Annotated in this window: 18 protein-coding genes; 6 read left to right on the forward strand and 12 right to left on the reverse strand. The window is 59.1% G+C overall.

The window, feature by feature from the left end; all coding sequences use genetic code 11:
- Positions 1-16: 16 nt before the first annotated feature.
- Positions 17-925 (forward strand): DMT family transporter, encoded by a 909-nt coding sequence (locus tag BUC04_RS19230; protein WP_067664770.1) that lies wholly within the window; start codon positions 17-19, stop codon positions 923-925.
- Positions 926-934: 9 nt separating this feature from the next.
- Here BUC04_RS19230 and crr read toward each other — a convergent pair whose 3' ends face one another.
- The 5 genes from crr to cysK form a co-directional block, all read right to left on the reverse strand.
- Positions 935-1,450 carry a PTS glucose transporter subunit IIA gene (crr, locus tag BUC04_RS19235; RefSeq protein ID WP_067664772.1) on the reverse strand — a complete coding sequence of 172 codons (516 nt, stop codon included), beginning with the start codon at positions 1,448-1,450 and terminating at the stop codon, positions 935-937.
- Positions 1,451-1,470: 20 nt separating this feature from the next.
- The gene (ptsP, locus tag BUC04_RS19240) at positions 1,471-3,180 is read right to left on the reverse strand and encodes a phosphoenolpyruvate--protein phosphotransferase (protein ID WP_067664774.1); all 1,710 of its coding nucleotides are present in this window, start codon (positions 3,178-3,180) and stop codon (positions 1,471-1,473) included.
- 13 nt (positions 3,181-3,193) lie between these two features.
- Positions 3,194-3,451 (reverse strand): HPr family phosphocarrier protein, encoded by a 258-nt coding sequence (locus BUC04_RS19245; RefSeq protein ID WP_067664776.1) that lies wholly within the window; start codon positions 3,449-3,451, stop codon positions 3,194-3,196.
- A gap of 149 nt (positions 3,452-3,600) precedes the next feature.
- On the reverse strand, positions 3,601-5,136 hold the full coding sequence (locus tag BUC04_RS19250) for a methyl-accepting chemotaxis protein (RefSeq protein ID WP_067664778.1): 1,536 nt from the start codon (positions 5,134-5,136) through the stop codon (positions 3,601-3,603).
- 122 nt (positions 5,137-5,258) lie between these two features.
- On the reverse strand, positions 5,259-6,233 hold the full coding sequence (gene cysK / locus BUC04_RS19255) for a cysteine synthase A (RefSeq protein WP_067664780.1): 975 nt from the start codon (positions 6,231-6,233) through the stop codon (positions 5,259-5,261).
- A gap of 362 nt (positions 6,234-6,595) precedes the next feature.
- On the opposite strand from cysK, the gene bshA reads away from it, so the two are divergent.
- Positions 6,596-7,756: an N-acetyl-alpha-D-glucosaminyl L-malate synthase BshA gene (bshA, locus tag BUC04_RS19260; protein ID WP_067664782.1), complete on the forward strand. Its 1,161-nt coding sequence runs from the start codon at positions 6,596-6,598 to the stop codon at positions 7,754-7,756.
- Positions 7,753-9,945 carry a cation:dicarboxylate symporter family transporter gene (locus BUC04_RS19265; protein WP_067664784.1) on the forward strand — a complete coding sequence of 731 codons (2,193 nt, stop codon included), beginning with the start codon at positions 7,753-7,755 and terminating at the stop codon, positions 9,943-9,945. Before bshA ends, BUC04_RS19265 begins: the two co-directional genes overlap by 4 nt.
- Positions 9,946-10,035: 90 nt before the next feature.
- Here BUC04_RS19265 and BUC04_RS19270 read toward each other — a convergent pair whose 3' ends face one another.
- The 4 genes from BUC04_RS19270 to BUC04_RS19285 form a co-directional block, all read right to left on the reverse strand.
- A complete protein-coding gene (locus tag BUC04_RS19270; protein WP_067664786.1) occupies positions 10,036-10,641 on the reverse strand; it encodes a beta-class carbonic anhydrase in 606 nt (201 codons plus the stop codon).
- 185 nt (positions 10,642-10,826) lie between these two features.
- Positions 10,827-11,279, reverse strand: coding sequence for a hypothetical protein (locus tag BUC04_RS19275; protein WP_067664787.1), 453 nt, complete (start codon positions 11,277-11,279; stop codon positions 10,827-10,829).
- Positions 11,280-11,482: 203 nt separating this feature from the next.
- Positions 11,483-11,746, reverse strand: a complete 264-nt coding sequence (locus tag BUC04_RS19280) for a superinfection immunity protein (RefSeq protein ID WP_067664789.1) — start codon at positions 11,744-11,746, stop codon at positions 11,483-11,485.
- Positions 11,747-11,815: 69 nt separating this feature from the next.
- On the reverse strand, positions 11,816-12,271 hold the full coding sequence (locus BUC04_RS19285; protein ID WP_067664791.1) for a helix-turn-helix domain-containing protein: 456 nt from the start codon (positions 12,269-12,271) through the stop codon (positions 11,816-11,818).
- 383 nt (positions 12,272-12,654) lie between these two features.
- On the opposite strand from BUC04_RS19285, the gene BUC04_RS19290 reads away from it, so the two are divergent.
- The 3 genes from BUC04_RS19290 (at position 12,655) to BUC04_RS19300 (ending at position 14,646) form a co-directional block, all read left to right on the forward strand.
- A complete protein-coding gene (locus BUC04_RS19290) occupies positions 12,655-13,182 on the forward strand; it encodes a hypothetical protein (RefSeq protein ID WP_067664793.1) in 528 nt (175 codons plus the stop codon).
- A gap of 383 nt (positions 13,183-13,565) precedes the next feature.
- The gene (locus BUC04_RS19295) at positions 13,566-14,048 is read left to right on the forward strand and encodes a hypothetical protein (RefSeq protein WP_067664795.1); all 483 of its coding nucleotides are present in this window, start codon (positions 13,566-13,568) and stop codon (positions 14,046-14,048) included.
- 109 nt (positions 14,049-14,157) lie between these two features.
- Positions 14,158-14,646, forward strand: coding sequence for a hypothetical protein (locus BUC04_RS19300; RefSeq protein ID WP_067664797.1), 489 nt, complete (start codon positions 14,158-14,160; stop codon positions 14,644-14,646).
- Between the two features lie 91 nt (positions 14,647-14,737).
- On the opposite strand, the gene BUC04_RS19305 is transcribed toward BUC04_RS19300, so the two are convergent.
- From BUC04_RS19305 to cysZ, 3 genes are all read right to left on the reverse strand, one after another.
- Positions 14,738-15,331: a hypothetical protein gene (locus BUC04_RS19305; protein WP_067664798.1), complete on the reverse strand. Its 594-nt coding sequence runs from the start codon at positions 15,329-15,331 to the stop codon at positions 14,738-14,740.
- An 88-nt stretch (positions 15,332-15,419) separates the two neighbouring features.
- Complete coding sequence (locus BUC04_RS19310) at positions 15,420-16,817, reverse strand: flavin-containing monooxygenase (protein WP_067664800.1); 1,398 nt, start codon at positions 16,815-16,817, stop codon at positions 15,420-15,422.
- Between the two features lie 58 nt (positions 16,818-16,875).
- Positions 16,876-17,634 (reverse strand): sulfate transporter CysZ, encoded by a 759-nt coding sequence (gene cysZ / locus BUC04_RS19315; RefSeq protein ID WP_067664802.1) that lies wholly within the window; start codon positions 17,632-17,634, stop codon positions 16,876-16,878.
- Positions 17,635-17,881 lie beyond the last annotated feature (247 nt).

Raw genomic sequence — 17,881 nt, forward strand, 5'->3', positions numbered from 1 at the left:
CCAACGTGGAGTTTGTATGGATCAGTCTTCCCATTCCCCTCTCTGGGGTGCCTTCTGGATGTTGCTCAGTGGCCTGGCCTTTGCCGTCATCAACAGCACCAACCAGTGGATCGCCTTTGTGATGGGCTACCAGTTTTCCAATGTCGCCCTGGTGCAGTACAGCATCGCCACCCTGGTGTTGTTGCCCTGGATGGCTCGTCAGGGCCTGCTGCGCAGCCTCAAAACCCGCCAACCCGGGGTGCATGTACTCCGGGTGGCCGTTGCTGTGGCCGGCATCCAGTTCTGGCTCTGGGCCCTGGCCTACCCAGTGCCCATCTGGCAGGCGATTGCACTGCTGATGACCTCGCCGCTGTTTGTCACCGTCGGTTCTGCCCTGTTCCTTAAGGAGCGGGTGGATGCGCCACGGGGCCTGGCCACCTTGTTTGGCTTTGCCGGGGCGATGCTGATTTTGGCGCCCTGGAGCGAGGACTTTCACCCCTCGGCGCTGTTGCCGGTGGTGGCTGCCGTCTGCTGGGCGGTGTATTCCCTGATCACCAAGTCGCAGCTGCGCCAGGGCGAATCGCCCACCACCGTGGTGTTCTACCTGTTTGTGCTGACCCTGCCGTTCAACCTGATGGTAGCGGCGCCGGTGTTGGCCTGGCCTGAAGCCCAGATGTGGCCGCTGTTGCTGCTTTCTGGGGTGCTCACTGGCCTGGCCCAGCTGTCGCTGACCAAGGCCTACCAGAGCGCCGAGGCGTCCTACATCCAGCCGTTCGACCTGGCCAAGCTGCCGTTTAACGTGTTGGTGGGGTTCTGGGTGATGGGTACGGTGCCACCGGGTCAGCTTTGGCTGGGTGCCGCGGTGATGATTGGCGCCAGTTTGTACCTGACGCGACGGGAAGAGCGGAAGGTTCGACAGGGCACGCCACAGTTGGCGACCCGTTGAGGGCGTGGGTTAGGAGCGCATGGAGACCTGGAAGATGGGCGTGGTGCCGGCCACCACGGTGCCACTGCGTTTTTGCAGGGTCTCCACGTCTTCCATGTTGGCGATGATCACCGGGGTCAGCACGCTGCGGGCGTGCTCTTGCAGGTAGGGCAGGTCGAACTGGAAGATGGGATCGCCGGCGCGCACCTGCTGCCCCTCTTCCGCCAGGCGCTTAAAGCCCGCGCCACCCAGCTCCACGGTGTCGATGCCAAAGTGGACAAACAGCTCCAGGCCCAGCGGCGATTCCAGCGAAAAGGCGTGGTTGGCGTCGAACAGACGGCCGATGGTGCCATCGATGGGGGCCACCACGGTGTCACCCTGGGGGTTGATGGCTACGCCGTCGCCGATGATCTTCTCGGAAAATACCACGTCGGGCACCTGCTCCAGCGGCACCAGCTCGCCGGAGACCGGTGCCAGGATCTCGACCCCTTCGGCGGGGAGATCACGATTGGCGATGATGCGACGTAAGCGGCTGAGAAAACCCATGAAATACCCTTAGTAACGTGCTAGTCGGAGCGGTGAGCTGGGGGACTGGAGATAGCCTCAATGGTAGCTGATAATCCATTGTTAACACAATCGTTTAACAGCGTGCTCAGGGCATCATTACTGGCACAGGCCAGGGCCTGGTCCAGCAGGATCTGACCCCACTGGTCACGGTATTGGGCCATCCGGTGCTTCACCGGTCCACACTGGCGGGCGGGAATGCTGAAGCTGCGCAGCCCCATCGCCAACAGCAGATCGATCGCCTTGAGATCGGCGCCGAGCTCGCCGCAGATGGACAGCGGCAGTTTATGGACCTGGGCCTGCTGGCAGATGTGTTGCAGCAATCGCAACACCGGCGGGCTGAGAGCCGGGTAGTGGGGGGTCAGTCGGGCGTGCAGTCGGTCGGCGGCCAGACAATACTGGGCCAGGTCGTTGCTGCCGATGCTGGCAAAGTCCACCAGCGGTGCCAGCAGATCCAGGCTCATCGCCGCCGCCGGGGTTTCGATCATCACCCCCACCGGTAAGCGGGGGGCCAGCCGGCACTCGTTTTGGACCTGGTCCAGCAGTGAGCGGACCATCTCCACCTCTTCCGGCAGGCTGATCATCGGCAGCAGCAATCGCACCGGGAACTCGTCGGCTAACCGGACAATGGCACGAAGCTGCTGGCGCAGTCGCTCAGGCTGCTGCAGTCCCAGCCGGATGGCCCGAAGGCCGAGGGCCGGGTTGGGCTCCTCTTGCGCCAGGCCCGGCAGGTTCTTGTCGGCACCAAAATCGAAGGTGCGGATCACCAAAGGCTTGCCGTCGAGCTGCTCGGCGATGGCCCGGTACATGATCAGCTGGCGCTCGCTGTCGGGCCAGCCCCCTTCCGCCATGTAGAGAAACTCGGTGCGCAACAAACCGATGCCATCCAGGCCAAACTCCAGCACCTGGCTGGCTTCCTCCTCGGTACCGATGTTGGCGCCCAGCCAGATCTCGTCGCCATCGGCGGTGTGCGCCGGCTTCTCCATCCCCTGCTGATAGAGTCGCTGCTGGCGTTGCCAACGGGCCAGCGCCTGGGTAAACAGCTGCAGCTCCTCTTCGTTTTGGCCCAGGGTCAGTTGGCCTCGATCGCCGTCGATCAGGGTGGGGCCGCTACTGAGTCGACCGCAGGCGTCGGTGAGCACCAACGCGGGGATCCCGGCACTGCGTAGCAGGATGGCCAGGTGATCGGTGGCACTGCCCTGGCCCAGCACCACGCCTTGCAGGTTCTCTTTGGGCAGCTGGATGAATTCGGCGGCGGTGAGATCCGGTACCGCCAAGATGGTGGGCTCCGGCAGGATCTGCGGCAATTGCAGGTTTTGTCCCAGGCTTTGCCGCGCCAGGCGTTCGCCCAGCTGGTGCATGTCGTTGGCCCGCTTGGCCAGCTCCGGATCCGGCAGGGAGGCGAGCACCTCGGCGTGTTCGGCAAACAGCTGGCGCAGGACCTGGGCCAGGGAATCCCCTTGGCCTAATCGCTGTTGTAGCGCCTCGAGCAGCTCGGGATCCGACAGCATCAGGTGGTCGGCTTCCAGCAGCTGGCGCTGATCCTGGGGTAGGTCCTGACGTTGCAGCAGCCCCTGCAGGGCCAGGCACTCCTGGGCGAGAAGCTGAGCGGGATCGGGGTTGGGGGTGCTGATGCGGTAGCTGTTGCAGCGTTGCAGTTGTCCCAGGCCGAGGCCGGGGCTGATGGCGGTGGCGGTGAAGACCTTCGACATCCTTGTCTGTCCTCTACTTGAGATCCGATAGCATATCGCTGAGCCGGTCTATCGCCTGTTCCGCCTGCTCACCTTCCGCCTGCAGGGTGATCTCAGTGCCGTAGCGAAGATCCAGCGTTTGTAGCCGAAACAGGCTCTTGGCGCTGGCTTGTCGGCCCTGGCTAAGGACAGTAATGGTGCAGGGGAAGTCCTGGGCGGCTTTCACCAGCAGGGCGGCGGGCCGGGTATGAAGGCCGTGAGGAGCGGAGATGGTGACGGCGCGTTGGATCATGGTAATTCTGGGCCCACCGGGCAACTGCGTTGGTGGCGTAAGGATACTGCTCAGGGTGGGGATGGGTCAAATGACCGCAAGTGGATGGAGTTGTATAGCGTGAAAAAAACGGCGCCTGAGGGGCGCCGTTTCGGTGTGGCTGTCAGGCCTTAAACCTTGAAACGTTCCAGCTCCCCGTCCAGCTGTTGACCCATCTGCTCCAGCGACTGGGCCGCCACCAGGTGGCTTTCATCCGCCTTCACCGTGGCCTCGGTCAGCTCGGCGATGGCCTGGACGTTGTGGTTGATCTCGTTGGACACCTGGCTTTGCTCTTCGGTGGCCGCGGCAATCTGGCTGTTGCGCTGCTCGATGGCGGTGATGGCGCCGACGATGCTGTCCAACGCCTGGTTGGCCTGGCTGGACTGGCTCTCCAGCTGCTGGAACTGATCCATCGAGCTGGCAGCGGCGTCAGTCACCTGGTTAACCCCGCTGTGGATGTTGTCGACGATGGCCTGGATCTCATCGGTGCTGGCCTGGGTCCGGTTGGCCAGGGCACGCACCTCATCGGCCACCACCGCAAAGCCACGGCCGTGCTCGCCGGCCCGGGCCGCCTCGATGGCCGCATTAAGAGCCAGCAGGTTGGTTTGGTCGGCGATGTTGCGGATCACCTCGAGGATGTTGCCCACCTCGGCACTGTGGCGTGCCAGCTCATCGGCGGTGTGAGCGGTCTGGTGCAGATCCGAGGAGAAGGTCTTCACCAGGGTGTGGGTGGACTGCACCGCACTGCGGCAGCTCTGCACCTCCTGGTGTGCCGCGACTGCCTCGTTGGCGGCGGATTGGGCGGACTGGGCCACCTCACCGGTGCTGGCCAGCATCTGGTTCATGGCACTGGCCACCGACTGGGTCTCCTGGTGCATCCGCTGGCCGGTTTGCTGGCTTTCGTGGGCGGTGACGGTCAGTCGGGCCGCGCTCTCACTGACGTTGTTTCCGATTGGCTTAAGCTGGGTGATCATGTCCGCCAGCTTGGCATTGAAGTGGTTGAAGCTGTTGCTGAAGCGGGCGATCTCATCCTGCCCGCTGTCATCCAGGCGGCGCTTCAGGTCGCCATCGCCGTCGGCGATCTCAGCCAGGGCGGCGTTGGCAGCGTTGAGCGGCTGGGTGATGGAGAAGTTCAGCAGCAGGAACAGGGCGGCCAGCGGCAGCGACAGCGCCAGCAGGAAGATGGCGTAGGTCTTCATGATCTCGCCCATTTGGCGGTCGATGCGGGCCACGTCGGTGGCCAAAATCAGGGTCTCACCACCGAGCTGACGGATGCTGAGCCAGCCTTCTCGGTTGGAGATCTCCTCCAGCGCCAGGTCCTGGTCGCGTCCGCTTTGCAGTGCTGCCTGCACCCGGTTGTGATCCAAGACTCCGCGCCAACTGGCCTGTTGGGCGTTACCCAGGTGCCACTGGCCATCGGCACTGAGCACATCCACCAGCTGATCGGACTGTTGCCAGGCGGTGTCGCCAGCGTCTTGCCACTGGATGCTACGCAGCAGGGTGCTCATCGCGGACACGGTCTGCTGGTGATGCTGGTTTTCGCTGTACAGCAGTTGCTGACGCTGCTCACTGAGTCCCAGGTAGGTGTAGGTCAGGGTGCCAAAGGCAGCCAGACCGAGCAGAAGCAGCAGGCGAAGCGAGATGGAGAGTTGGCGCAACACAGACATAACCGCGTCCTTGTCTTGTTTTTTTGTAACTGTTTTCAGCTAGTTTGCCTTCAGTTAGAACCGGGGCCAAGTAAAAAAGGCGACCCGAGGGCCGCCTTTATTCAGAGGTTGAAAGGGATCACTTACTGAACGTTTTCTTGATCACTAAACATCCCGGCGAACAGCACGGATGAGAGGTAACGCTCGGCAGCGGAAGGCAGTACCACCACAATGGTTTTGTCCTTCAGCTCGGGCTTGGCGGCGATCAACTTGTTGACGGCCACGACGGCAGCGCCGGAGCTGATGCCTGCCAGGATCCCTTCCTCTTCCATCAGACGGCGGGCCATGGCCACGGCGTCGTCGTTGCTGACGGTTACGGCCTGGTCAACCAGTTCCAGGTCCAGGTTGCCGGGGATAAAGCCGGCGCCGATACCCTGGATCTTGTGCGGACCCGGGGTCAGTTCCTGGCCAGCCAGGGCCTGACCGATCACCGGAGAGTCTTCCGGCTCCACCGCGACAGTGAGGACATCCTTACCCTTGGTGCCTTTGAGGTAGCGGGCGGTACCGGTGATGGTGCCACCGGTGCCGACACCGGCAACGAAGACGTCAACCTCACCATCGGTGTCGTTCCACACCTCGGGGCCGGTGGTCTGTTCGTGGATTGCCGGGTTGGCCGGGTTCTCAAACTGTTGCAGCAGCACGAACTTGTCCGGATCGCTGGCCAGGATCTCTTCGGCCTTGGCCACGGCGCCTTTCATCCCCTTGGCACCTTCGGTCAGCACCAGGTTGGCACCCAGCGCCTTGAGCAGCTTGCGGCGCTCCAGACTCATGGTGTTGGGCATGGTCAGGGTCAGGGCGTAGCCACGGGAAGCCGCGACGAAGGCCAGGGCGATGCCGGTGTTACCGGAGGTGGGCTCGATGATCTCTTTGCCCGGGCCCAGCAGGCCTTTTTTCTCGGCGTCCCAGATCATGTTGGCACCCAGGCGGCACTTTACGCTGAACGACGGGTTCCGTGCTTCCACCTTGGCCAGCACGTTGCTGCCTTCGGTTACGCGGTTGAGGCGTACCAGCGGGGTGTTACCGATGGAGAGGGAGTTGTCTTCGTAAATCTTTGCCATGGTTTGCTTTCCTGCAGTTTTCGGAAGGGGCGGTCAGTTACCCAGATGACCATAGCTTATCCCTTGACGAAGCGGGCGGAAGTGACGCTTGGTTATGCCTTATGCTCAAACGTAATTACCAGTAAACATTAAGTTATTTTGCTTTTGGCTCAAATGGCGGTTTGACCCTGTTGCAGCGCTACCCAGGCCGTTTTGGCGCTGACCTGCCTTATGTAACACCCTGTTATCTTTAACCATCTTTTCTTGGACTACTATTAATGGCGGTCGAGTTCGGTGTCCCTGGCGGTGGGCCGGCACGGGCTGCGTGAACGACGGGTTCAGCGGGCGCAGCGTTGAGGGAACAACACAGAAGGCGCACCCTTATGCGTATAGGAATAGTCTGTCACCCAAGCATTGGTGGCTCGGGGTTGGTGGCCACCCAGTTGGCCATGGGGCTGGCGCAGCGCGGGCACCAGGTCCACGTCATCTCCCGGGAGCGGCCCTTTAAGCTGGATCCCGCCACCCCCAACCTCATGTTCCACCCGGTGGACCCGGTGCATTATCCGCTGTTCTCCGATCCCCTCTACACCTACACCCTCACCGCCAAGATCCTTGAGGTGATGACCGAGCATCAATTGGATGTGGTGCACGCCCACTACAGCATCCCCCACAGTCTCAGCGCCATCCTGGCCAGCGCCATCGCGCCCCGGGGGATCCCGGTGATCACCACCATCCATGGCACCGATGTCACCGTGATTGGCCAGGATAAGGGGCTCTACGCCCTCAACCTGCACAGCATGAATCAAAGCACCCGGCTGACCACCGTCTCCCATTACCAGCGCGATTATGTGCTGGAGCATTTTCCGTTGGAGCGGCCGCTGGAGGTGATCCACAACTTCATCGATCTTGAGGTCTTTTCCCCGGCTCACGCCAGCCTGACCCTGCGACGGGAGCTGGCAGCGGACGATGAGAAGATCGTCATGCACGTCTCCAATTTCCGCCCCATCAAGAACAGTGACGCAGTGCTGTCGGCGTTCTATCAGCTGACCGCGCGGGTTAAGGCCCGGTTGGTGTTGCTCGGCACCGGGCCGGACATCGACATGATCAAGATGCGCTGTCGGGATCTGAACCTGCTGGAACAGGTGACCTTCCTCGGCGACGTCACTCATGTCGAGCAGTACCTGCCGGTGGCCGACTGCGTGATCCAGCCCAGCTACCGCGAATCCTTTGGCATGGTGCTGCTGGAGGCGATGGCCTGCGCCGTGCCGACGGTGAGCAGCAACGTTGATGGCATCACCGAGGTGGTGGAGCACGGTGTCACCGGCTTTGTCGCCGATACCGACGATGTACAGGCCCTGGCGGCCTACATGGAGACTCTGCTCAGCTGCGATGCCACTGCCCGGGCCATGGGCCAGGCCGGCCGTGAGCGGGCGGCCAGGCTGTTCAGCCCACAGCGGCAGTTGAGTGCCTACCTGGCCTGCTACCGGCGGGCCATCCATGCCCACCACGGCATGCAATCGGTGCCCCGGGAGCAGCAAGGATGAGTGAAAAGGCGGTGGCGGCGGACCCGCCGGCGGAGGAGAAGAAGCTCAGCATGTCGACCCTGGTGCTGATCGCCTTCGGTGCCGGGATCGTCGCAGGGCTGTTCTTCGGCGAGATGCTGGCCTGGATGTCGGTGATTGGCGATGCCTTTATCAAGCTGCTGCAGATGACCATCATCCCGTACATCATGGTGTCGCTGATCTCCAGCCTGGGCAGCCTCAGCTACGCCCAGGCCCGCAGCTTGGGGCTCAACGTTGGCAAGCTGATGCTGGTGATCTGGGTGCTGGGCATCGTGGTGATGTACCTGATCAAGTTCACCTTTCCCGAATGGGTGGCGGGGGAGTTCTTCAGCCTGACTGCGCTGCAGGACCCGAAGAGCGTCAACCTGCTGGATCTCTACATCCCGGCCAACCCCTTCTTCTCCCTCTCCAACAGCTACATCCCCGCCATCGTATTGTTCTGCGTAGCCACCGGTCTGGCGCTGATCTCCATCGACAACAAGGAGTCGCTGATCACCCCGTTGGAGCTGCTGGGGGTGGCCTTTAACAAGGTCACCCAGTACATCGTTAACCTGATGCCGCTGGGGATCTTCGCCATGACCGCCGCCACCGCCGGTACCATGGAGATCGACGAGTTTCAGAAGCTGCAGGTGTACTTTGCTGCCCACATCGTGATGACCATCGTTCTCACTTACTGGGTATTGCCGGCCATCGTCGCGGTGATCACCCCCTTCTCCTACCGCGACATCAGCGGCATCGCCAAGGATGCGCTGATCACCGCCTTCGCCGCCGGCAACATCTTCATCATATTGCCGCTGCTGATCGAGCACACCAAGGAGCTGTTTCATAAGTACAAGATCGGTGACAAGGAGACCGATGACTACGCCAATGTGATCATCCCGGTGGTGTTCAGCTTCCCCAACCTGGGTAAGCTGCTGACTATCGTTTTCGTGCTGTTCGCCGCCTGGTTCTCCGGCATGGAGATGGATTTCATCACCTACCTGCCGATGGCGATCAACGGCCTGATCAGCCTGTTTGGCAGCGTCTACCTCACCATCCCCATGCTGCTCGATTCGCTGGAGCTCTCCTCTGATCTGTTCCAGCTCTACGTGGTGTCCAGTCTGTTCACCAGCCGCTTTACCTCGCTGCTCGCGGCGATGAACCTGTTCGTGCTGGCGGTGGGGGGCACCGCGCTGTTGTCCGGCCGGGCCAAACTGAGCAAGACCAAGCTGATGTTCTACCTGGGCATGACCCCGGTGGTGATGGGCGGGATCCTGGTGGCCACGGCGCTGCTGCTTGGCAAGGTGGTGGACACCGAATACAAGATGGACCAGGTGGTGGTGCAGATGACCTCCTCAGAGGAACTGCCGGAGATCGTCACCCAGTACTCCTGGGGTGATGTCGAGGCGCTGCACGGCCCCCGCAGCATTGATGAGATCCGCGATGAGGGCATCCTGCGGGTGGGTTACAACCCGCGTCAGCTGCCGTTCTCCTACTACAACGCCAACGCCGAGCTGGTGGGCTTTGATGTGGAGCTGATGAAGCGCCTGGCCGCGGAGCTGGAGGTAAAGCTGGCCTTTATCCCCTACAAGGCGGACAACGTTCTGGAGCTGCTCAACACCGGCGAGGTGGACCTGGTGGTGTCCGGGCTGCAGATGACCACCTTCCGGCTTAAGTATGTGGGCTTCACCGATCCTGTGATGACCCTGCACTACGCCTTTGTGGTGAAGGATTACCGCGCAGATGAGTTTGCTACCGATGAGCTGATCCGCGATGCCGGCCCCATCACCGTCGCCTCGGTGGGGGACTACGAGATCATCCCTCAGCTGGAGCAGAAGTTTGAGAACCTCACCTTTGCCCGTATCCCCTCCGACCGGGTGTTCTTCGAGGACGATGGCGAGCAGTTCGATGGCTTGCTCTTGAGCCTGGAGGCGGGCAAGACCTGGACCATCCTCTATCCGGAATACACCACCTTGTACAACCGCGAGGAGGTGAGGTCCTTCCCCGCCTCCTACGCCGTGGCCAAGCAGAACCTGTCATTGCAGCTGTTCCTCAACAGCTGGCTGGAGCTGCAGCGCTCCTCCGGCCACATCGATAAGCTCTACGACTACTGGATCCTGGGCAAGAACGCCGAGCCCAAGAAGGCGCGCTGGTCGGTGATCAAGGACGTACTGCACTGGGTGGAGGAGTAGGAACATCGACAGGCCCAGCGCATCCGTTGCGACCAAAAAGCGCGAGCCCTGGCTCGCGCTTTGTCGTTAGGGAGGGTGAGACAGCAGGGGTTACTCAGGTGCGGCTACTGGGATCAGCGCGCCGCTGCCACAATCGTAGACGTAGCCGTGCAGGGCGATCTCCTCCGGTACCATCGGGCTTTGCCGGATCCGACGGATATCGTCCTGCACCGCCTGGGCCGGGTCGTCAAAGGTCAGCCAGGGGACGAAGTGGCCCTCGTCGGTGCCGGAGTGATCCGCCGGGCAATGCCAGTGCTCGCCGTTGTGTTCGGCCGGTTGCAAACTGCGACTGAGCAGGCCCGCCATGGTGGGGCCATCAAAGGTGACCATGCCGCAATCGGTGTGGTGGATGATGAACCACTCCTTAGTGCCCAGTAGCTTGTAGGAGATCACCAGTGAGCGGATGGCGTCGTCACTGGCGCGTCCGCCGGCGTTGCGGATGACATGCGCATCCCCCTCGGCCAGTCCAGCGAACTGGGCCGGATCCAGCCGTGCGTCCATGCAGGTGAGGATGGCAAAGCGACGCGCCGGCGGCATCGCCAGGGCACCCTTGTCACCGAACTGTTGCTGGTATTCCTGGTTGGCGGCCAACACCTCGCCAACGGTGGTGCTGGACTCGAGTGGGGCGGTGGCCTCCTGGCTTTGGGTTTTGCTCATGGGTCTGTTCTCCATCGGGGCTGATAATCTAACTCAATACGTTGATCTAAGAGACCAGATTGGTTCACAGATGGATCAGAGTCTGTTGATTTATAGCCAGATGGAATAAGTATCCTACGGGGAGGATCTGGAGGGGAGATAGCCCAGCTCGAGCCAACTGGACTACCTGATTCTGGAGGGGCGGGTTAGGCGAGTCGGGACTCCATCCGGCGCTGGTCAGCCCTGCGGTGGCTGACTTTCCAGCGTCGGGCAAACTCTGCTTGCTCTGTTTTGCTCTCCAGATAGGGGCAGTCCCTCTCTGGGATGCCGTCCATTCCTGCCTGCCAACCCTGGTCTGATGCCATGCGGTAGCCGATATAGAGCTCTTCGTTAAGTGGGCGTTTGGCGTGAGAGATGACGCGGCGAAACAGAGCCAGGCCCAGTAATACCGCCATCACCAATAGGGCGCAAAACAGTATCGTCATCGCGGCATTGTCCCTTCCAACATACACTGCCGCCATACCGCCCAGGGTGAAGCCGATACTGCAGAGGCGGTCAAACTTTTTGTTGGCACCGATTTGCGAGCCCCGATAAAGGCGATCCAACCGGTGGTGCCTCTCAGCCAGCACAAAATACTTCTGTTGTTCCTCTGGTGTCATTCCCTTGTCCTTGTGCGAATACGGCCAGGCCCAATTCAATGCCTGAATCACGGAGACAACTTGTATCACACTCGCTTGATTGCCCCAAGGAACCGAGTCTTTGGAGTTTTTACGCTGATGAAATCCTGCTCCAGCTCGAGAACGCCAGGGAAGCGTGACGGGGCACTTTCAGTTCACTCTGACCCGGCGTCCGCTGCCAATCTCTAACGATTGACCTGTGCCGCTGAGGCGTTTTGCTTGCGCAGGCGGTCAGTGACCTTGCCTGAAATAGCCCAAACCATGACGCCACCCCAAGCGATGAACGAGAAACCCGCCGGGATACAGGCCAGAAGAATCAACCTGAAATGTTTGCGGTTAAATATCAGCGCCAGCATGGCAGGGAGAAACCACACCAATAGCATCGCCAATATCACTAATACAAAAAAGCCGCCATCCGCCTGCGCCCATACCTGACTCAATTGGTTCATTTTGATTCTCCTTACTGTTGGGTTAGGAGATGGGTCGGACGCTCGCTGAAAATGTCGATAAAGCTGGGCTCAAAGCTCGGGATCAAACCAGATCCCGTACTTATCCCCCTGCCACTTGAGCAACTCGAAAAAATAGGCATTCGAGAGCAAAACAATACCGCCAAACAGCGCCGTTTCATTGACCCATCCCAGAACAACGAAAAGAAAGCCAAACAGATGGGAAAGCATGATGACTCGTTGTGTCGCGGCTCGATTGGGCTTGGCTGCCAGATAATTGAACGTGAACCAGGCCCTGACGAAAAAGGGCAGTTTTTTCCAGTTCTCACTGCCGCTGTCTATCGAAACCTTAGGTTGTGTCAACGTCTCCACCTCAACCTCCAACGCCGCTGCCAAACACCTCAGAGATTCGGTACTGGCTTTATGGCCACTCTCTATCCGTTGAATGGTTCGAACGCTCAACCCAGAGATCTGAGCTAACTGCTCCTGCGACAAATACCGACCAAGACGTAACTGCTTCAATACCACCGTGTGCTTCCTTTTCTGGTTCTAGACTGGCTCAATGCAAGGCCTGTCGGGCACGAATCCCACCCGACAGCACCCCGACAGTTCCCTGCCAGCAACCCGCCATGCCCAATTACCGCTGTCCTTTTTGGGTGTGCAATTCGGGCTGCTATCACTCGAGCGTACCGCAACCGCCCCGTTGAGTAACCAACCATTGAGCAGGGTGCCAGCATTGAGTCCTTTGACCAAGAGAGGGAACAAAGGGGGAGCAAAGGGGCCAGAGTGGCTTGAGCTCGATATTGACTGAATGCCTTCAAAGGGGTTGCTGCTGCTCAGTCACACAGGTAGCCTCACTGACCATTAACTGATTTTTCAATCTCTTAGGCATGCTAACAAGGTGGTAGGCAATGACCGATGAACAACGCGAATACTACTTCGGCTTAGCCCGCGAAGTGAAACGCTTAGAGCGCAGGCAACATAGCTTCAGTACCCACTCCGGTGACGATGTCACTCGCTGGGGCCAGTTTGCCACCTCTTTGGGGAGCGGGATCGCAGCGCACCTGTTCAGTGGCAGCTTGCTGATTACCTTGGCCTGCATGGCAGTGACCTATATCGGCGTCGAGCTGGTGCTGTTTCTACTTAGAGCACAGGTTGAGAAGCAGGTCTCCCCACTTTATAAGCCCCTATACGAGGGCTACAGCCTGGCAGCTGACGAGGGAGAGCAAGCGAAACACGATGGATTGCCTGAATCCGCCTGCCCCTATATCGAGGATCATCCCGTGCAGGGCAAATTCGCCCGAGAATGGCTCGACAGCTACCGCCAAACCCGAGCCACTGATGAGGAGGAGCGTGAGTACCAGGAGAGCATGGCAAGACTTCATGCAGCACTTGAGCAGCACCAGTTGGACAAGGGCAGCTCAATCGCGTTTAAGTGATGCGCCCTGACGGGTTGTGGGGAGAAGCAAAGGGGTCAAGGTGGAATGAAGTTCTTCAATGACCTCTCCGGGGCGGCAGGAGCCACCAGGTAGCCCCTATTGTCGGTGATCCACCCACGCACGTGGCGAGCGTCTGCTCTGGCGCCAAAAGCAGTCGCTCGTTGGGACACGCGCACCTTCACCGTATAGATTCTCTGTCTCACCCAAAGGGCAATCAGGGCCGGCATCTAAGAGATTGATTGAATGGGGAGCGCTTGGTACGTTGGAAAAACCCTAGCCGGAGTTGTTGCGCCCTCATAGGTGCCAACAGGCGCAAAGAAACACTGTTAGGCATCAATGTGAAATCTTCTAAACCTCGCAAGCAATCAAGGTATATGCCCGGAATGGTCTATGCCGTTCCGTTGGCTGATGGCTCGTTCGGTATAGCTCAAGCGAACGTAAGTCAGGGGAATTTCGACAGCGTAATCTACATTGCGCTTTTCGAAGATAGATTCGATGAAGTACCCAATGAAGTTCCCGTTTTGAGCCGCGCAAAAGTGGTCTCGCTTTGCGCAACGTGGCGGCAAGGCTTAAATCGAGGAGAGTGGTTATCGATTGGTATCGAAAAGGAGTTGTTTGAGAAACATGAGTTCCCGAATGAGGAGTATGCCAGCAATGGATATATCGGAGCAGAGAACTACGATGCTGGAATACTTACAAAATTCCTATCAGCAGTTCACGGGCTTATCCCTTGGAACGTAATGCATGATCCCAACTACTACGACGAAATACTTCTAAACGGGGCTGCTCGGCCAAACTCAGCGTACATCCTAAGCGAGCAGGAGCGAACTATCTACCGCAAAGAGATGTTCGGAATTGATGCCTAACAAGGGTTTAAATACCGGTCGCTTCGCTCCCAGGGACAAAGGCCACTAGGTGGCGGTGACGCTGACCTTTGCTCTTTAGCTTAGCGTTATGTGAAAGGACATTCGAGATTTGAATCTAGACAAAGCACATAAAATTGAAGAAATTCTTAACACTGATTTCAAACATGAAGAATTCCTTCTAGAAAGCTATGATGAAGCCAAAAAGTATATAAATGATTTTGATTGGCATAAGGGCATTAAAGATACTTTCGTTGGAATGTGCTTTGATGGGATTTTATGTGTGTTCCTATTTGACTGCGAGCTTACAATTGAAAAAGAGCTCGAGGGCGATAATTTTGTTTGGGTGATAGTGGGTGATTTACCCCCAGCTTATATAACGTCAGAGAATGCTCCTAATCCAGCTTGTGCATTAGATGGCTACGTAGGTGCAATGCTAGAGTGGGTCAAGGCAGCAGCTTCTGGTGATACAGTTGATGATCTTATTCCAGTAAACGTTCCTGCTAATCCTGAGAACTCCGAGTTGTTAAAACGAAGGCTGGACTTTATAGATAAAGAGATTCTTAGTGCTGCAGAGTACAAAGAAGACTTACGAGCATAGTGAGACCAAAGGCAGAGACCAAAGGGGTCAGAGTGGATTGAAATCACCTCAATGGCTGGTTTGGGGCGAAAATGGCCTCTTTGTGCTCAGTTCAGAGGTCGATATCAGTCAGTGGGGTTAGCCCCTGTCGACAGTCTTGACCGTAGGCCTCGGCAAAGGGGCGGTCAAAGCAGTGCAGAAAACCCTCAACCACATCCAGGTTAGCGATCTTACCCCGCATCCAGTCGGGCCAGTCCGAGGTGTCAGGGATGGGCTGCTTTTTAGCGATGCGGTCCCGCGCCGCGATCAGCGCTGCTTTGTCTCGTTGCAAAAAGGCGATGTGGGCATCGGTAAAGGCGGCGTTATCCCAATAGGGATTGTCTTTGCCTTGCTCCAGGGCGCGTTGACGGCGCAGGTAGGGCAGGGCAGCATCATCTTCACCACTCATCGCCAGCAGCTGCCCGGTGTGCATCAGCAAGATGGTGTAACGCTCGGCACGCTCTGGATGTGTCTCGACGTAGGCCACCAGCAGTTGTGCCGCCTGGCTATAGCAGCCTCTGTCGTAATAGCGACGCCAGCCCTGGTCTGGTGTTTGGTCAAATGCCTTGAACGACAGGGTCATCTGCTGGCTCAACTCGGCATCAGTCAGCTCGACGTCAGTTAGGTTGCACTCGGCTGCGGCCAAGGGCGCCAGCAGTAAAAGCAATAACCCCGCTAGTCCTTTCGCCCTTAAACCTTGCTGTCCCTGCACTGCGCTCATCGTTTTGTTCTCATATTTGAACCACCGCTTTCCATTAGCTGGGTGTCTGGGCCGTTGAGCTTGCTCGCTTGCGGCCCAGCTGCCAGGCCTTACGCAGGTTGTAGGAGTACTCCGGGCAGTCCGCCTGGATGGTGTGGCTGGGGGAGGGCAGATAGCCCTCGGCCGCCTCAGCATCCTGAGCCGCGGTCTCCTTGGCCAGCTTGGCACCGTCCGGCAGGGCCACCTCGCCGATAAGCACATCAGCCAGAAACTCCGATTGCAGCTCAGCGATGGGCATTAACGCACATACCGGCTGGATTAGGCCGATAAAGGCCAGATCCTGACGCTGGGGCGGGAAGATCCGATGCCAAAGCGGGAAGCGGTTGCCCTGGGGCGTCAGCTCCGGCTGGTCAAAGAAGGGGAAGCGAATGTCGTAGCCGGTGGCGCAGATGATGGCGTCTACCTGCTCCTGCTGGCCATCCTCGAAGGTGACGGTGTGGCCATTCAGCTGCGTAATCTCACCCCGGGCCAGCACATCGCCGTGGGTGAGGCGGTGGTAGATCTCCTGGGATACCGTGGGGTGGTGCTGACTCAGTCGCCCCTTCGGAGGCTTCATCCCCATCCGTTGTGGGGAGCCCGCCAGCAGTGAAATGAGGCCCTGGTGTACCCGGTCGCGCACCGCCAAACGAAAACGCCGCGGCAAGGTCTCCCGCACCAGGCGCTCCCACAGTGAGGGTGGCTTCATCGGGTGGCGGACAAACTTGTCCTGGGCCAGGTTGCCAAACAGCTTGGGCAGTACCCAGACACCGGAGCGCTGGGACAGCAGCACCTTTTTTGCCCCTTGTCCGGTTCGGCCCAGCTCGCAGGCGATGTCCATGGCGGAGTTGCCGGAGCCCACCACGACGACGGTTTTATCGCGCAGATCCAGCGGCTCGGTCACATCCACATAGTGGTGGGCGTGGATCAGCTCGCCATCAAACTGACCAGAAAACTCAGGCAGGCGGGGTGACCAGTGATGGCCATTGGCCACCACCAAAAAATCAAAGTCCTGGGTTTGTTCGCCCTCGGCGCAATGGAGGGTTAACTGCCAGCCACCCTCGGGCATTGGGGCGCAGTGGCGCACCTCGGTATTGAACTGGATAAGCGGGAGCAGCTGGAACTGCTCAGCGTAGCGCTCGAACTCTTCCAGTATCTGCCAGTGGGGTGGGTACTCCGCCATCTCCTCTTTGAAGGGGAAGTCGGACAGCTGCATCATCCGCTTGGAGGTGTTGATGTGCAGCGAGCGGTAACAGGTGGAGGCGCCGTTGTCGTTGTTGAAGCGCCAGATCCCCCCGAGGGCGCTGCCTTTTTCGAACACGCTGACCGACAAGCCGTGTTGCTTAAGCACCTTGGCGGCAACGAGGCCGCTGATCCCGGCACCGATGATGGCAATACGCTGAGGGCGAAGGGGCATGGTTCCATCCTGGAGTGAATGCGTCATGCCCCATCATGGCGGCGAGGGAATTTGCTTGTCAATCCAGCCCGTAGCGACCGTGCACCTCACGGTACTGATCCACCCACAAAGCAGTGGCACCGCAGATCGCCACCGGCATCAGCACCAGGTTCACCAGTGGGATCATCGCCATGATGGCAGCGGCCGCGCCAAAGCTGAAGCTGCGCCAGCGCTGCATCTGCAGTGCGCCACGCATCCGGTCGAACGGCACCTTATGGTTGTCGAACGGGTAATCCAGGTACTGGATCGCCATCATCCAGGCGGTGAAGCCAAACCAGAGGATGGGGCCGATACCCGGCACAAACAGCAGGATGATCAGAAACACCAGGGCCCGGGGCAGGTAGTACCACAGCTTGGTCCATTCCCGGCCTATCAAGCGCGGGGTGTCTTTGACCAGGTCCAACACGCCACCGGTGTCCATGGGTTTCCCCGTAAGTGATTTCTCCACCTGCTCTGCCAATAGCCCGTTAAAGGGGGCGGCGATGAAGTTCATAATGGCGCTGAAAGTGAACGAGGCGGTCAGTAGCACGCTGATCACCGCCAGCGGCCATAACAGGAAATCGAGCCAGCTGAGAAAATCCGGCAGCCAGTCCATTAACTGGCCGATCCACACCTGCATCCGCTGGAACAGGAAATAGAAGGCGGTGGAGAACAGCAGCAGGTTGACGGTCAGCGGCAGCACCACGAAGCGACGCAGGCCGGGCCGGCGGATCAGCTCAAATCCTTGCAGAAAGTATTCAACGCCGCTTTTCTGCTCCGGCGTAGGGGAAGAATTCATCGCAGATCCACATTCTGTTGGTCAGGGTGTCGTTTTCCCTGGCATTGACTCGGCGCTCGAGCCCATTGTCAGGCCATCAGAGGTCAACTTGGCACGAACACCTTGCTGAAAAGCCATCACAAACGGCTCCGTCAGCTCGAGAATTTCATTGTGTTGTGATCCCGGCCTCTAGGTCAACAAAGCGGGTATTTCAGGCTGTTACAAAACATTCCCGGCTTTGGTAAAGTGCCTGACTATTACCATCTTG

The organism is Ferrimonas marina, from assembly GCF_900129905.1.
Lineage (GTDB): Bacteria > Pseudomonadota > Gammaproteobacteria > Enterobacterales > Shewanellaceae > Ferrimonas > Ferrimonas marina.

Coding starts and splice junctions, on each gene's coding strand:
- BUC04_RS19230 (WP_067664770.1), top strand. CDS start 17: ATGGATCAGTCTTCCCATTCCCCTCTCTGGGGTGCCTTCTGGATGTTG.
- crr (WP_067664772.1), bottom strand. CDS start 1,450: ATGGGTTTTCTCAGCCGCTTACGTCGCATCATCGCCAATCGTGATCTC.
- ptsP (WP_067664774.1), bottom strand. CDS start 3,180: ATGTCGAAGGTCTTCACCGCCACCGCCATCAGCCCCGGCCTCGGCCTG.
- BUC04_RS19245 (WP_067664776.1), bottom strand. CDS start 3,451: ATGATCCAACGCGCCGTCACCATCTCCGCTCCTCACGGCCTTCATACC.
- BUC04_RS19250 (WP_067664778.1), bottom strand. CDS start 5,136: ATGTCTGTGTTGCGCCAACTCTCCATCTCGCTTCGCCTGCTGCTTCTG.
- cysK (WP_067664780.1), bottom strand. CDS start 6,233: ATGGCAAAGATTTACGAAGACAACTCCCTCTCCATCGGTAACACCCCG.
- bshA (WP_067664782.1), top strand. CDS start 6,596: ATGCGTATAGGAATAGTCTGTCACCCAAGCATTGGTGGCTCGGGGTTG.
- BUC04_RS19265 (WP_067664784.1), top strand. CDS start 7,753: ATGAGTGAAAAGGCGGTGGCGGCGGACCCGCCGGCGGAGGAGAAGAAG.
- BUC04_RS19270 (WP_067664786.1), bottom strand. CDS start 10,641: ATGAGCAAAACCCAAAGCCAGGAGGCCACCGCCCCACTCGAGTCCAGC.
- BUC04_RS19275 (WP_067664787.1), bottom strand. CDS start 11,279: ATGACACCAGAGGAACAACAGAAGTATTTTGTGCTGGCTGAGAGGCAC.
- BUC04_RS19280 (WP_067664789.1), bottom strand. CDS start 11,746: ATGAACCAATTGAGTCAGGTATGGGCGCAGGCGGATGGCGGCTTTTTT.
- BUC04_RS19290 (WP_067664793.1), top strand. CDS start 12,655: ATGACCGATGAACAACGCGAATACTACTTCGGCTTAGCCCGCGAAGTG.
- BUC04_RS19295 (WP_067664795.1), top strand. CDS start 13,566: ATGGTCTATGCCGTTCCGTTGGCTGATGGCTCGTTCGGTATAGCTCAA.
- BUC04_RS19310 (WP_067664800.1), bottom strand. CDS start 16,817: ATGCCCCTTCGCCCTCAGCGTATTGCCATCATCGGTGCCGGGATCAGC.
- cysZ (WP_067664802.1), bottom strand. CDS start 17,634: ATGAATTCTTCCCCTACGCCGGAGCAGAAAAGCGGCGTTGAATACTTT.